The organism is Rhodococcus sp. 14-2483-1-1, assembly GCF_002259335.1.
In the GTDB taxonomy this organism is placed as follows: domain Bacteria; phylum Actinomycetota; class Actinomycetes; order Mycobacteriales; family Mycobacteriaceae; genus Rhodococcoides.
The window spans coordinates 698,849-713,219 of sequence record NZ_NPFX01000014.1 but is presented as its reverse complement, the minus strand read 5'-3'; the positions used below and the strand labels follow the sequence as shown (position 1 = coordinate 713,219).

General features: G+C 64.6%; 13 protein-coding genes and 1 pseudogene. 6 read left to right on the top strand and 8 right to left on the bottom strand.

All coding sequences use genetic code 11. The features are described from left to right. Positions 1-2: 2 nt before the first annotated feature. The 3 genes from CH294_RS14720 to mqo form a co-directional block, all read right to left on the bottom strand. Positions 3-818 (bottom strand): NADPH-dependent oxidoreductase, encoded by an 816-nt coding sequence (locus tag CH294_RS14720; RefSeq protein ID WP_094738332.1) that lies wholly within the window; start codon positions 816-818, stop codon positions 3-5. 62 nt (positions 819-880) lie between these two features. Then, positions 881-1,876, bottom strand: a complete 996-nt coding sequence (locus CH294_RS14715) for an MBL fold metallo-hydrolase (RefSeq protein ID WP_249305276.1) — start codon at positions 1,874-1,876, stop codon at positions 881-883. A gap of 9 nt (positions 1,877-1,885) precedes the next feature. Further along, positions 1,886-3,208, bottom strand: coding sequence for a malate dehydrogenase (quinone) (gene mqo / locus CH294_RS14710; RefSeq protein ID WP_212709796.1), 1,323 nt, complete (start codon positions 3,206-3,208; stop codon positions 1,886-1,888). A 70-nt stretch (positions 3,209-3,278) separates the two neighbouring features. Here mqo and CH294_RS14705 point away from each other — a divergent pair, with 70 nt between their 5' ends. From CH294_RS14705 to CH294_RS14685, 5 genes and pseudogenes are all read left to right on the top strand, one after another. Next, positions 3,279-3,941 carry a TetR family transcriptional regulator gene (locus tag CH294_RS14705; RefSeq protein ID WP_170944726.1) on the top strand — a complete coding sequence of 221 codons (663 nt, stop codon included), beginning with the start codon at positions 3,279-3,281 and terminating at the stop codon, positions 3,939-3,941. Between the two features lie 107 nt (positions 3,942-4,048). Beyond that, a complete protein-coding gene (locus tag CH294_RS14700; RefSeq protein ID WP_094738330.1) occupies positions 4,049-5,488 on the top strand; it encodes a gamma-aminobutyraldehyde dehydrogenase in 1,440 nt (479 codons plus the stop codon). Continuing rightward, a pseudogene (locus tag CH294_RS14695) lies at positions 5,485-7,390 on the top strand (primary-amine oxidase). Before CH294_RS14700 ends, CH294_RS14695 begins: the two are co-directional and overlap by 4 nt. A gap of 28 nt (positions 7,391-7,418) precedes the next feature. Continuing rightward, the gene (locus CH294_RS14690; RefSeq protein WP_032401819.1) at positions 7,419-8,273 is read left to right on the top strand and encodes a universal stress protein; all 855 of its coding nucleotides are present in this window, start codon (positions 7,419-7,421) and stop codon (positions 8,271-8,273) included. Beyond that, positions 8,266-9,783 (top strand): APC family permease, encoded by a 1,518-nt coding sequence (locus CH294_RS14685; protein WP_032380325.1) that lies wholly within the window; start codon positions 8,266-8,268, stop codon positions 9,781-9,783. Before CH294_RS14690 ends, CH294_RS14685 begins: the two co-directional genes overlap by 8 nt. An 18-nt stretch (positions 9,784-9,801) precedes the next feature. Here CH294_RS14685 and CH294_RS14680 read toward each other — a convergent pair whose 3' ends face one another. From CH294_RS14680 to CH294_RS14660, 5 genes are all read right to left on the bottom strand, one after another. Next, the gene (locus CH294_RS14680; protein WP_170944725.1) at positions 9,802-10,569 is read right to left on the bottom strand and encodes a MerR family transcriptional regulator; all 768 of its coding nucleotides are present in this window, start codon (positions 10,567-10,569) and stop codon (positions 9,802-9,804) included. An 18-nt stretch (positions 10,570-10,587) separates the two neighbouring features. Beyond that, the gene (locus tag CH294_RS14675) at positions 10,588-11,799 is read right to left on the bottom strand and encodes an MFS transporter (protein ID WP_094738328.1); all 1,212 of its coding nucleotides are present in this window, start codon (positions 11,797-11,799) and stop codon (positions 10,588-10,590) included. 140 nt (positions 11,800-11,939) lie between these two features. Further along, complete coding sequence (locus CH294_RS14670) at positions 11,940-12,422, bottom strand: DUF2029 domain-containing protein (RefSeq protein WP_094738327.1); 483 nt, start codon at positions 12,420-12,422, stop codon at positions 11,940-11,942. A gap of 1 nt (position 12,423) precedes the next feature. Next, positions 12,424-12,633, bottom strand: coding sequence for a helix-turn-helix transcriptional regulator (locus CH294_RS14665; RefSeq protein WP_094703960.1), 210 nt, complete (start codon positions 12,631-12,633; stop codon positions 12,424-12,426). A gap of 67 nt (positions 12,634-12,700) precedes the next feature. Continuing rightward, complete coding sequence (locus tag CH294_RS14660; RefSeq protein WP_249305274.1) at positions 12,701-13,297, bottom strand: TetR/AcrR family transcriptional regulator C-terminal domain-containing protein; 597 nt, start codon at positions 13,295-13,297, stop codon at positions 12,701-12,703. Between the two features lie 82 nt (positions 13,298-13,379). On the opposite strand from CH294_RS14660, the gene CH294_RS14655 reads away from it, so the two are divergent. After that, positions 13,380-14,366: a nitrilase-related carbon-nitrogen hydrolase gene (locus CH294_RS14655; protein ID WP_094703959.1), complete on the top strand. Its 987-nt coding sequence runs from the start codon at positions 13,380-13,382 to the stop codon at positions 14,364-14,366. Positions 14,367-14,371: the final 5 nt, after the last annotated feature.

Here is a 14,371-nt window from a genome sequence, read left to right as displayed (position 1 = left end):
TGCTACCGAGACTTCCAGCCGAGCGATTCGAACGACTTTCTGAGTGTCACGCGCGGGCCGATCGCCTCGCCGCTCCGCAAGCGGGACAACACCGACGCGGTCCAGGATGCCGTACGGCCCTGCGTTACATAGTATTCCGCAAGTCGTTGCTCGTAGACGGGCACGGCCGCGTCCGCTGACTGGGGGTCGTACAGTTCGTGGTGGAGCACCGAGGAGATGGGCAACCGCGGCTTCACCCCGGCGGTCTCGTCGCCCGCCCGGCCGATGGCCAAGCCCACCACCGGGATCGACTGTTCGGCCAGCCCCAACTCAGCAGCAATCTCGTCGGGTGCGTTGCGCACCGCCCCGACGTATACGGTGCCCCATCCGAGCGACTCCGCGGCGACGACGGCGTTCTGCGCGGCGAGTGCAGCATCGATGGCACCGAGAATCGTGCTGTCGAAGTAGTCGGCACCACCGAGCTCGGCGTCGTGCCCGGCGGCGAGGCGTCGGGCCCGCCCGAGATCGGCCACGAACACCAGGAACACCGCCGCATCGGCGATGAACGCCTGATTCGCCGCCAGCGCCGCAAGGCGCTTCTTGCGCGCCGGGTCCTGTACTGCGATCACGCTCCAGGCCTGCAGGTTCGACGACGTCGGCGCGGATTGGGCTGCAGCGACGATCGTCTCGATCGTCGCGTTGTCGATCGGATCCCCGGTGAACGTCCGCACCGAATGATGCGACAGCAGAACGTCGATGGTCTCGTTCGTGTGCGCCAACGCTGTCAGAGCAGGATCGCGGTAGCGCTGCTGAACCCACGAGGCCGAAGAGGAGGTCACGGACTCCAGAGTGCCCCTGCCATCGCCGACGCGCCACAGTTGCGCTCGGCATGATTCGAAAGCTACCGCTCCCGCAAGAACCGCCCCGCATCCGCGAACGCCCGTGCTCGACGCGTCAGCGTGGGTGGCGCGGGCGGCTCGCCTCGCCACAGGCGGTAGAGGGTGCTCATGCTCAGGATGAGTCGTTCCGGTGAGTCCCAGTGGGCGTACTGCCCGAATTCGCCTGATTTCAGCAAGTTCAGAGCGGCCTCGGTCGATCCGAGCCCTGCGTCGAAGCAGCTGCGTCCGGCCTCCCCCACCCAGGTCCAATAGTTGCGGACGGCGCGGATCTCGTCGGTGCCGCACAGAGGGCCGTGGCCGGGAACGTAGAGCGCTGCATCGAGTTCGAGGAGGTGGTCGAGTGCGTCGATCCAGTTCTGCAGCGGTCCGTGCCAGAGCACCGGTGTGGCGTCGATGAACAGCAGATCGCCGGCGAACACGACTCCGACGTCGGGTAGGTGAGCAATGAGGTCGCCCTCGGTGTGCGCCGGTCCCAGGTAGCGTAGGTGGACGGATCGCCCTGCCACGTCGATGGTTTCGGTGGTTTCGAAGGTGTGGTCGGGCAGCCGCGGCAGTGCGCTGGGGAAGGTGGCATCGCCGCGGACTCGGTTCATGTACGAGCCCATTGCTCCGACCGGTCCGGGTATCCACCCGATCTTGCCGCCGAAGGAGGCGAACGCGTCCACCCCTTTGGGTGGTGTCTCTTCCTTCATCGCGTGCAACGACGCGGCGCTGGTGGTGATGCGCGCAGAGGCGGGAACCGAGTCGTTTCCCCACCAGTGATCGCCGTCGGAATGGGTGTTGAGCACTTCGGTGATCGGCGCATCGACGATCAGTTCGGCAGTATCGGCGGCAACGCGCGCTGCCCAATTCGTGTCCCAGACGGTGTCGATCAACATCGACGCGCCACCGGGCCCCACGATCAGTCCGGTGTTGGTCTGTCCCCAACTGCCGGGCGGCCGCATGAAAGCCCAGGTCCCGTCGGCGGTCTGCCGGTATCCCACCTCTGTGTCCGTCACCGCCTCAGGCTAGCCGGTGAGCCACTCGCGTAGGCGCGAGTCCCACTGTCGTTCGGGGAAGCATCTGTTCAGCACCTCGATCATGATGGGTACGGCCGTCGATGCGCCCGGTGACGCACCGAGTACAGACGCGATCGTGCCGTCCTGCGAGGCGACCACTTCGGTGCCGAACCGCAGTTCGCCGTTCTTGACGATCTGGGCACGCTGACCGGCACTGACGATCGACCAGTCTGCCGAGTCGGCACTCGGCACGAACTCGCGTAGCGCGGCAATCTTCTTCCCTCGGGTGGCGGTCAACTCCGAGAGCAGCAGCCTGATCAGCGGCGTGTTGGCTCGGGCCATCGACAACAGCGATCCGACATTGTCTCGGCTGATCGAACGCGGAAGGTCCAGCAGCGATCCGTGTTTCAGGAATTTCGGGTTCGCGCCTGCGTACGGGCCGAAAAGGATGGAGCGCTGCCCGTCGACGATGCGAGTGTCCAGGTGCGGAACCGACATCGGTGGCGCGCCGATGGGCGGCGTCCCGTACACCTTGGCGTCGTGGCGATCGACCACCTCGCTCCGGTCGCAGCGCAGAAATTGTCCACTGATCGGCAACAGCCCGAAGCAACGCGCATCGGGAATTCCGGCTCTGCGCAGTAACTTCAGGGCCCAACCCCCGGCACCGAGGAACACGAATCGGGCGCGCTCCACCGGTCGACCACCTCGGACGTCGAGTCGCCAGGGTCCATCCCGATCCTGCGAAAGCCCACGTACTTCCCGTCCGGTCTCCACGCTGGCCCCTGCCGAAGTCATGGCGTCGAACAGCTGCCGCGTCGCTGCGCCGAAGTCGACGTCGGTACCCGTCACGTCTCGGGTCGCAGCCCAGCTGCCGGTGCGGCCCTCGGCAACCAGCGGTGACCACTGCTGCAGCACCGCAGCGTCTTCGGTGTACTCCATCGCCTCGAACATCGGGTGACTGCTCAGCGCGTGATGCCGAGCGCGGAGAAACTCGACGTTGTCGGAACCCTGGACCAGAGTCATGTGCGGCACGGGGCGCACGAAGTCGGCCTGGGGCAACGTCGCCCAGAAACGCCGAGTCGTTGCGAACTGCTCGGCGATCCGCACGGCACGGTCGATGTCGACGGAACCGTCGGATCGCACTGTCGTGTAGTTGGTTTCGCACAAACCGGCATGCCCGGTTCCGGCGTTGTTCCACCCGTCGGATGCTTCCGCGGCCACCCGAGGAAGGCGCTCGAGCACCCGAATCGACCAGGTCGGTTCCAGTTTCTGCAGCAGCGTCCCGAGCGTTGCGCTCATGATTCCGCCGCCGACAAGAATGACGTCGTCCACCGCCCACCCCTTTCTCGTACTAAGTACAAGTCACGCTAGCACCGACTCGTACACCTGTATAGTTCGATCGATGCCGCGCCTGAGCAGGACTGCCGTCGTCGACGCCGCTCTCGACGTCGCATATCGCCACGGCTTGGACTCGCTCACTATCCGCAAGATCGCGACCGAACTCGGCGTCTCCCCCATGGCGATCTACTGGCATGTCAAGAACAAGGACGAGCTACTCGATGCCATGGGCGACCGCGTCTGCCAGGACCTCGAGCTCACCGTTGATCCCGCCGCCCCGTGGTGGCAGCAGCTACGCACCGTGCTCGAGGACTTCATGCGCGCCTTGCGAGCCCACCCGGGCGCAGCCGACATCGTTGTTCCTCGAATGTTGTTTTCCCCCAACAGTAGGGAGGCCATGGAGTTGGCTCTGAAAGCCCTCGGCGAGGCCGGCTTCTCCCTTCCCGACGCCACCCAACTCGCCCGCCATGGCGTCCGGGTCGCCATCTCGCTCATCACCGAGCCCTTGTTCACCGGTGTCGAGGTCGAGCCCGAGCGTCGGGCACACGTCGAGTGGGAGGTGGCCTCGACGATGGAATCTCTCGATCCCGAAGAGTTCCCGAACATCCTGGCGTCGGCCGAACATCTCGGCGATCCCACCTCCCGTCCGGCGTTCGAGAAGCTCGGTCTCGAGACGTATATCGCCGGGGTCAGAGCGCTCGCCGACAACCGTGACATTTCGTCCTGATCCTTCGGCGAATGTTGGACATGTTGTCGGGTGGCGAAGTCTCGTCCGTAGGTGCAGGCTTTGCAGAACCGAAATATTGGTGGAGTGACGACGCTAGGGGTTGTGAGATGACGGTGCCTGTCCTGCAGAACTACATCGACGGGGCGTTCGTCACGCCCTCGGGCACCGAGATGCTCGATGTGATCAGCCCGGTGAACGAGACGGTCGTCGCCCACTCCCCCATCTCCGACGCGGCCGACGTCGAGGCCGCAATGTCGGCTGCCGCCAGCGCATTCGAGACCTGGGGCAAGACGACCCCGAGTGAGCGACAGAAGGTGCTGCTCGAGCTCGCCGACGCCATCGAGGCGCACAGCGACGAGATCGTCGAAGCGCAGAGCCGCAACACCGGCCAGCCCAAGGCCACCATTGCCGCCGAGGAGGTGACGGTCGGCGCGGATCAGATCCGATTCTTCGCCGGTGCCGCCCGGATGCTCGAGGGCAAGTCCGCGGGCGAATACATGGACGGCTTCACCTCGTACGTGCGCCGCGAACCGATCGGCGTCGTCGGCCAGGTGACCCCGTGGAACTACCCGTTCATGATGGCGATCTGGAAGATCGGGCCCGCGCTGGCCGCCGGCAACACGATCGTGCTCAAGCCCAGTGACACCACCCCCGAGAGCACGTTGGTGTTGGCCAAGCTCTCGAAGGGCATCGTTCCGGACGGCGTACTCAACATCGTCCTCGGCAACGGCGGCACCGGTGCGGCAATCGTCGAACACAAGACTCCCGGACTGGTGTCGATCACCGGATCCGTCCGCGCCGGCATCGCGGTGGCGGTGGCCGCGGCCAAGCAGCTCAAGCGGGCGCACCTCGAACTCGGCGGTAAGGCACCGGCGATCGTCTTCGACGACGTCGACATCACCAAGGCAGCCGACGGCATCGCCGAGGCCGCGTTCTTCAACGCCGGTCAGGACTGCACGGCCGTCACCCGCGTTCTGGTGCACGAGTCGGTACACGACACCCTCGTCGATGCCCTTGTGGCCAAGGCGAAGACACTGAAAGTCGGCCTCCCCGACGACCCCGATACCTTCCTCGGGCCGCTGAACAACGTCAACCACTTCGGCCAGGTGAGCGCCAAGGTCGACGGAATCGGCGCACATGCCACCATCGTCACCGGCGGCAAGCGCATCGGCGACAAGGGTTTCTTCTTCGAGCCCACCATCATCACGGGCGTGCAGCAGTCCGATCCCATCGTGCAGGAGGAGACGTTCGGCCCGGTTCTCACGGTGCAGAAGTTCTCCGACGAGGCCGAGGCGATCGCTCTCGCCAACGACGTCGACTTCGGCCTTGCATCGAGCGTGTGGACCTCTGATCACGCACGCACACTGCGCATCTCGGCAGCTCTGGACTTCGGTGCCGTCTGGGTCAACTGCCACATCCCGTTGGTCGCGGAAATGCCGCACGGCGGATTCAAGTACTCCGGCTACGGCAAGGACCTCTCGGCCTACGGTGTCGAGGACTACACCCGCATCAAGCACGTCATGAGCTCGACGGAGACCATCGCATGACCTCTCATCCCCTCGATCCCCTGTCCAGCGACGAATTCACCGCCGTAGCCGAGGTTCTCGGTCGCGATCACGGCGTCGGCGACGGTTGGCGTTATGCCTCCATCGAGATGATCGAACCGGCCAAGCCCGAGATCGCCGCGTTCGACGCGGATGGGACCGTGCCTGCGCGTCGGGCGGTGTCAGTGGTGTTGAACCGCAACGAGAACACGACCTTCAAGGCCGTGGTGTCGCTGGACGATCGCACCACCGAATCGTGGACGCACATTCCGGACGTGCAGCCCAACTTCACCGTCGACGAGTGGGAGGAGGCCGACGAGGCCCTGCGTGCCCACCCCGATGTGATTGCTGCCCTTGCCGATAGAGGCATCACCGATCTGGATCTGGTGTTCATGGACACCTGGACCTACGGCGAGGCGGTGACTCCGGAGAAGTACAAGGGTCGACGCCTCGGCTGGTCGGATACCTGGGTGAAGGCCGCGGCGGGTGCCAATCCCTACGCCGGGCCGGTCGGCGGGTTCCACTGCGTCATCGACGTGAACACGATGGAATTGCTCGAGATCGAGGACACGTATCGCGTCGAGCGGCCGGAGATCATGGGCGAGTATGTCCCTCGCCACATCCCGGAGCGAATCAGGAACGCCAGCACGCGTCCGCCGCTGAAGCCCCTCGAGATCACTCAATCCGACGGGCCCTCGTTCGAGCTCGACGGCAACAAGTTGACGTGGCAGAACTGGTCGCTGCGCGTGGGATTCAACTATCGCGAGGGCATGACACTGCATGCCGTCAGCTACAACGACAACGGAAACGTGCGCTCCGTTGCCAATCGAATGTCGTTCGCGGAGATGGTCGTTCCCTATCGCGATCACACCGAGGATCACTATCGGCGCACCGCCTTCGACATCGGGGAGTGGGGACTGGGTTTCATGACCACCTCGCTCGAGCTCGGTTGCGACTGCCTCGGCGAGATCCGCTACCTCGACGCGGTGCTGCACAACAGCAAGGGTGAGCCGTACACGATCACCAACGCGATCTGCATCCACGAGGAAGACAACGCCGTGCTCTGGAAGCACGTCGATCACGACGCCGGAGCCGAGGTACGGCGCATGCGCCGGCTCACGGTCAGCTTCCACGCAACGGTCGCCAACTACGAGTACCTCGTCTACTGGCGGTTCTACCAGGACGGCAATATCGAGTGCGAGGTGCGCGCGACGGGCATCATGGTCGTCGGGCACGCTGGTCGACAACCGTACGTACGCGCCGTATCACCAGCACTTTCTCGTCGCCCGGCTCGATCTGGACATCGACGGCACCGAGAACACCGTGTATGCCAGTGAGACGCAACGGGTTCCGATGGGCCCCGACAATCCGTACGGCCTCGCACTCACTCAGGTCAACACTCCCCTGACCACCGAGTCCGAGGGCAAGCAGGATTACGACTGGAACACCCAGAAGGCATGGAAGGTCGTCAACGACAACGTCACCAACGGTCTCGGCACGCGTCCCGCCTACAAGTTGGTTCCGGGTGCGGCGATTCCGTCGATGTTCGATCCGGCGTCGCCGATCTTCCAGCGCGCCCAGGTGATCGGCCACACCGTGTGGGTCACCCCCAACTCGCGCGACGAGCGTTGGCCCAGTGGTGAATTCGTCAACCAGAGCGGTATCGATCACGGCCTGCCGGAGTGGACCGAAAAGGATCGCAGCATCGAGAACACCGATGTCGTCGTCTGGTACACCTTCGGCATCCACCACATCACCCGGCCGGAGGACTGGCCGGTGATGCCCGCGGACACGGTCTCGTTCTGGCTCAAACCCTTCGGGTTCTTCGATCGAAACCCTTCTCTCGACGTTGTGGCGTCGGAGCAGAAGTCGTGCCATACCGATCCCGGTAGCACCTGTCATTAGCTCGCCCGAACTCAGGGAAGGTCCGCCCATGCGTCTGATCGTGGGGTACCAGGCAACACCGAGTGGCGCGGACGGAATCGCCCTGGGCGCAACGCTCGCGCGTTCGCTGCAGGCCTCGCTGGACATCTGCCTGGTGCTGCCGCAGGAGCGTCCGGTGCCGTCCAAGGCGCCGGTCGAGGCGGCCTACGACGACATCTTGATCGACCAGGCCACCGATTGGCTGGACGAGGCACTGAAATTGGTGCCCGAGGACGTCGAGGCTCGTACTCACCTGCTGTTCGACGAGTCGTTCGCACAGGGCCTGCTCGACTGTGTGGACGAGTGTGACGCCTACATGATCGTCGTCGGCGCGGCCGGTGACGGTTTGCTCGGACGCCACTCGATCGGCACCGTCACCAGCGACTTGTTGCACGTCGCGCACGTGCCCCTCGCGCTGGCACCGCGCGGGTATCGGCACTCTCCCCCGCAGCGCATTCGCGAGATCACCTGCGCCATCGGAAATCGTCCGGGGGCAGCCGAACTCGTCGAGGCGGCCACCGACCTGTCTGCCACCGCCGAGTTGCCACTGCGCCTGCTCTCCCTCGTTTCCGCAGATGAGCGATCAGCACCGGGGCCAGGAGGTCTCGCCAAGGCCGAGGACGTGCTGCGCACCGTACAAGCCGGACTGCCCGACGGTTCGGAGGTGCAGTTGACGGTGGCCGAGGGTTCCGGCATCGAGAAGGCCGCCTCCTCGCTGGACTGGCACGGCGGTGACGTGTTGATGGTGGGCTCGTCTCGACTCGCGCAGCCTCACCGGCTCTTCCTGGGATCGGTTGCCGCCAAGATGCTTCGGGTCGTCCCCGTTCCGATGATCGTTGTTCCGAGAGAGGCCGGCGATGAATGAGCACAAGGTAGTGGACGTCGAGTCCAAGGGCCTGTCGGCCGGCCAGCTCGGACTGCTCGCGAGTGTCGTGCTGGGCATTTCGACCATCGCACCCGCGTACGCATTGACGGCATCGCTCGGGCCGACGGTCACCGAGGTCGGGGTGCACCTGCCGGCGATCTTCATCGTGGGCTTCATCCCGATGTTGTTGGTGGCGTTGGGCTATCGAGAACTCAACGCGGCCGAACCCGACAGCGGTACGTCCTTCACGTGGGCGTCCAAGGCCTTCGGCCCCTACGTCGGCTGGATGGGCGGGTGGGGTCTGATCGCGGCCACCATCATCGTGCTCTCCAACCTCGCCGGGGTGGCCGTCGACTTCTTCTATCTCTTTCTCGCGCAGGTCACCAGCAACGATTCGGTGGCCGACCTCACCGGCAACAAGCTCGTCAACATCGTCACGTGCCTGGTGTTCATGGCTCTGTCGGCATGGCTCTGCTATCGCGGCATGCAGGAGACCAAGCGGGTTCAGTACACGATGCTCGGTTTCCAGTTGCTGGTGATGGCGTGGTTCATCGTTGCCGCATTCGTCAAGGTGGGTGCAGGCGACGGGGCCGACGACATCTCGTTCAGCCTGGATTGGTTCGATCCGTTCGGCATTCCGAGCTTCTCCGCATTCACGGCCGGCCTGTCGCTGTCGATCTTCATGTACTGGGGCTGGGACGTCTGTCTGACGGTCAACGAGGAAACGTCCGGTAGCGCAAAGATTCCCGGCCGCGCCGCTCTGGTGACGGTGTTCTTCATCATCGTGTTGTACTTGCTCACCGCGGTCGCCACCCTGCTGTTCGCCGGCACCGGGGACACCGGGAACGGACTGCAGAATCCCGACACCACCGACAACGTGTTCGCGGCTCTCGCTGGGCCGGTGATGGGACCGTTCGCGGTTCTGCTCTCGCTCGCCGTGCTGAGCAGCTCGGCCAGTTCGTTGCAGGCCACCTTCATCTCACCGGCGCGCACTCTGCTGGCGATGGGCCACTATCAGGCACTACCGAAGCGGTTCGCTTCCATCACGCCGCGATTCAGCACTCCAGGCTTCGCGACGCTGGTGGCGGGCGGCGCGTCGGCCGGCTTCTACGCCGTGATGCGAGTGGTGAGCGACAACGTACTCACCGACACCATCGCCGCACTCGGACTGATGATCTGCTTCTACTACGGCATCACGGCGTTCGCCTGCGTCTGGTACTTCCGCGAGGAATTGTTCACCAGCACGCGCAACGTGTTCTTCAAGTTCCTCGCGCCGCTACTCGGCGGGGTCGGGATGGCCGTGGTGTTCGTGCAGACCTCGGTCGATGCGTGGGATCCCGAGTTCGGTAGCGGCTCATCACTGTTCGGCATCGGGATGGTCTTCCTCATCGGCGTTGGGATCATCGTTCTCGGCATCGTCATCATGTTGGTGGTGGCACTGCGCAAGCCGGAGTTCTTCAAGGGCGACATTCTCCGCCGCGATACTCCGTCACTGATCGTCGAAGACTGACGATCCCCCTGGCCTTCGTCAGGGTGGGGAATGCTCGATGCCGCGCTCCTGCAGACCTTGCATGATCAGCTCGGTGACGCGCACCCAGGCAGGCCGGTCGGCCCACTGCTCCGCGAGTAGTGCGTTGGCCGCAGGGTCGTCGAGACCGCGCTCGAACGACCATTCGCGGGCGTTACTGGCCCAGGTGTCGATCATCCATTCGACCGTGTCGTCCGCGAGCTCCTGGATCCGTGGGTCCTCGGGTTCGAGCTCGGCTGCTCGAAAAGAGCGCACCATGAGTGCCAGATAGCCCGGGTCCCTGAGCATGACGGCACCGAACTCATTCAGCCAGGGATCGAGCCGGGGCCGGTAGACGGCATACGTCAGTATCCAGGCGTCGCGATAGTGATCGACCACTCCGGTATCGATGCCCGCGTCGCGCAGGTGCTGGATCAGGCCGACGATCAGATCGGGAAGGACCAGCGCGTCGCCCGCGCGCAACAGCCCCAGTCTGTCGCGATCTTTCTCCAGACGTTCGATCCTGCTGTTCAGGTCGGCGTGGATCTCGAGCAAGGCGAGGTCGAGTGTTTCCTGCGAGGCGTCGAGTAGCTCGTGGACGCGCGCCAGTGGCACACCGGCCGAGGCAAGAGCAACAACACGTGACAGTCGCAGCACGGCCTCCCCGTCGTACAGACGGTAACCCGACGTGTCGCGTCGTGGCTCGTCCAACAGCCCCTGCTGGTGGTAGAACCGCACGGTTCGGGTCGTCACTCCCACATAGGAAGCCAGCTCACCGATACGCAGCATGGCGACCATTGTTGCCGATCAACCGTCCACTCCGGCAGAGTGCTGCACCGGTTCGGTCAGCTCACGCGCACCCGGACTCAGCACCGCATAGGCAGCAACAGCTGTCCATCCGACTCCCATGACGACGGCCCCGAGACCGAGATCGCCGCCGAGGAGCACCACCGACATCAGTCCCAACCCCATCGGACCGGCCACGAGTCCGCTCATGTTCAACCAGCCGAGGACGCGCCCCCGAACATCTGCGGGGACCTGTTCGGCCACGTAGACATTCCAGATCGGACCGAACAGCCCGGATCCGAGACCCATCACGAGCATCCCGGCCGCGACGATCCAGAACCCCTGCAGCTGTGCGAACAGCCAGATACCGATCGTCATCGCAGCCATTCCCGTCACGAACGTGGCCCGTCGCGATCGGGCGGCCACAAAAGCGAACAAGGCCGACCCCGCCAAGGCACCGACGGCGAACGCCGACATGGCCAGGCCGAGCTGCCCGGGTTCGCCGATCTCGTTGAAGTGGCCGGGCAGCAGCAGGCTGATCATCGGCGGGGTGACCAAACTCGCGAGGAATGCGAAAAGCAGCATCGCCCGCAGCGCGGGCGTGCGACGGATCAGGTCCAGCGCACTCCCCGACCCCGCGGCACCCGCCGCAAACGCCTGCCCCACGACCGGAACCAACGCAGTCAGCACCGCAGCGGCCGCCGACGAAGCGGCGGTGACGGCCACGACGTCGATCGGATCCAGCACGCTCAACAGCAGACCCGCCAGAGCCGGCCCGGCCAGGAACGCCAGCGAGAAACCGGTCTGAAAGAACCCGGCCACCGCCGTGACCGACGTCCCCGAGATCGACGCGACGTCGGCGAGCATAGCCTGACGAGCCGTCATCCCCGGCACATCGAAGACAGCGCCTGCCACTCCCAGCACCACGAACCATGGCACCGACAACCCCACCGTCGCACTCACAACGATCAGACCGAATACTGCAGCTGCACTGCCGAGATCGGAGACGACGGCCACGTTGCGTGCCCCGAATCGGTCGATCAGTCGACCACCGGCGAACGTTGCCGGCACCGCCGCGATGCCCGCCGCCGTAGCGATCAGACCTGCCGACGCCAGGCTTCCTGTCGTGGCCAGCACCAACCAGGGCAGGACGATAGTGATGGCCGAGTTGCCGAAAAGCGACAACGACGCGCCACCGATGTACAGCGGAACAGCAACACGGATGCGACTCATGCTTCGATGATCTGCATTGACGTTGCGTCAAGGTCAAGCTGTGCGTGCGCGCACCGGGCCACGATGCCATGACGAGGGCAGCGCGTGACGGACATCGACGCTGGATCGCTACTCGTCGACGACCGACCCAGGACTGCTGCTCAGATCTCTTCTGCCTCGAAACGCGCGTTGCGCTTACGCATCTGCCAGATGATCAATGCGACGACGCCGCCCCCGGCCACGGCACCCACGGCTGCGCCAGCCCACGAGCTCACCTGCGAGTAGACGTCCGACTGCAGCCTGACGAGGACTCCGACGTAGCCGACCGCTGCGATCACACCGACAACGATCCCTCGAAGCCGTCCGGCCTTTGCTGCGGTGTAGATGTTCACCCCGCGGACCGCCGAATAGCCGATCGTCGCAAAGCTGATCAGCGTGGAGACGACGAGAATGCCGAGCGCAATCCACGCTCCGGTCGTGTTCGCCGCCCATGGCAGAATTGCACCGCCGATGAGGCCGGCCCAGAGGAACAGTTGAAAACCGATGGCGGAGGCTTCGTTCCACACATCCCGCTGGCGTTCGTCGTCGTAGAACTCGTCGTCCAGATCGCCGACGATTCGCATGGTCTTGGTGAATGTGCTCATGTCACTCCTCGTTTCCGAACAATGTTTCGACAGTGGTGTCCAATGCCCCGGCCAGCTTCAGTGCCAGGTAGACGCTCGGTGCGTAGTCGCCGCCTTCGACGGAGACGATGCTCTGCCGGGAAACCCCGCAGGCCTTACCTAGCTCCGCCTGGGTCAGCCGCGCAGCTTTGCGGTGTTCACGCACCGCATTTGTTTTCAGCGCGTTGTTCATGACAAAAGTCAAGCTGACTTGTCAGGAAATGTCAAGCCTTCTTGTCATCAACAATGGCGCGGCATCACTACCGCGGCTCGAGGCCCATCAGGAGAGCCTGCAGCCCGAACTCGAAGGCATCCTCGGACCGCTCGCGCAGTTCCCCCGCAGCGTCCAGTGCCGCTTTCAGTTCCGGTTCCACGTCGCGGCTACTGAGCCACGGTGCTTCGGGAGCTGCCAGATCCAAGGCCGAACCCAACACGTAACTGTCGAGCACGGTGATGATGCGGAGCACGTCGGCAGGCGCGAAGCCTGCATCTGTCAGCACCCGAGCCAACGTGTTGTACATCCCGAACGCAGCGCTGCTGTTCACGGCCTGAGCCGTCAGCAAGGGAATCAGCCGTGGGTAGCGCCCGTAGCTGTTTCGATACCCGCGCGCGATCCAGGCGAGCGCCTCACGCCACGGCATACCGGCCTCCGGCATCTCCACCTCGGACATCGCCCGACCCCGCAGCAATTCGATGATCTCGTCACGTCCGGACACGTGGTTGTAGAGCGAGGACGGACTGACCTTCAGCTTCTTGGCCAGCTGAGGCATGGTGAATCCACCCGACTCTTCGACGAGAGTCAGGGCCGCCGTCGTGATGCGATCGACGTCGAGAAGGGGTGCCGACGGTCTTCCCACAGCATTTCTCCCGTATCCGTTGCGTTCGGGGCAGACATCAACGATACTTAACGAATCACATTCGTTTTAACAGGAGAGCGACATGCTGACCCTCACGAACCTCACGCCTCCCGAGGCGCTGACCCGGACCACCCCGACCGATCGGCCGCCACTGCGGGTCGGTCTGGTGCAGCATCGTTGGAATCCCGATGCAGCTGCATCGAAAGGCGAACTGCTCGAGGCCATTTCCACAGCCGCAGGCCTCGGGGCGCAGGTCGTCTTCCTGCCCGAGATCACCCTGCTGCGCTACCCGGCAGACACCCCCGCCGGTGCGAACCCCGGCCGCGCGGCCGAGGATCTGACGACCGGGCCCACATTCGGTCTGGCAGCCGAGGCCGCCGCCGCCAACGGCATCGTGGTCCATGCCTCGCTGTACGAGAAGTCCGAGGCAGCAGACGGATTGGGCTTCAACACCTCCATCATGGTCTCGCCCTCCGGCGAACTACTGGCCAGAACCCGCAAGCTGCACATCCCCATCTCGGCCGGCTACTACGAAGACACCTACTTCCGCCCCGGCCCGGCCGACGACCCGTACCCCGTCTACTCACCGGAGCAACTCGGTGGTGCCCGGGTGGGTCTACCCACCTGCTGGGACGAGTGGTTTCCCGAGGTCGCACGCAGCTACGCACTCGGCGGTGCCGAGATACTCGCCTATCCGACGGCCATCGGGTCCGAGCCGTCGTTCCCGGCGTTCGACACCCAGCCGCTGTGGCAGCACGTCATCGTCGGACACGGAATTTCCAACGGCCTGTTCATGGTGGTGCCCAACCGGTGCGGCGACGAAGGCGAGATCACGTTCTACGGATCGTCGTTCATCTCCGATCCCTACGGCCGCATCCTGGTTCAGGCACCGCGCGACGAACCAGCCGTGCTCGTCGCGGATCTCGACCTCGATCAGCGTCGAGAATGGTTGGAGCTCTTTCCTTTTCTGCTCACCCGCAGACCGGACACCTACTCACGCCTGACCGAGCCGGTGCGCTCGGACGCCCCCTACGGCGACGGACACGCTGCGACGCCGGTGATCAAGTGACCACG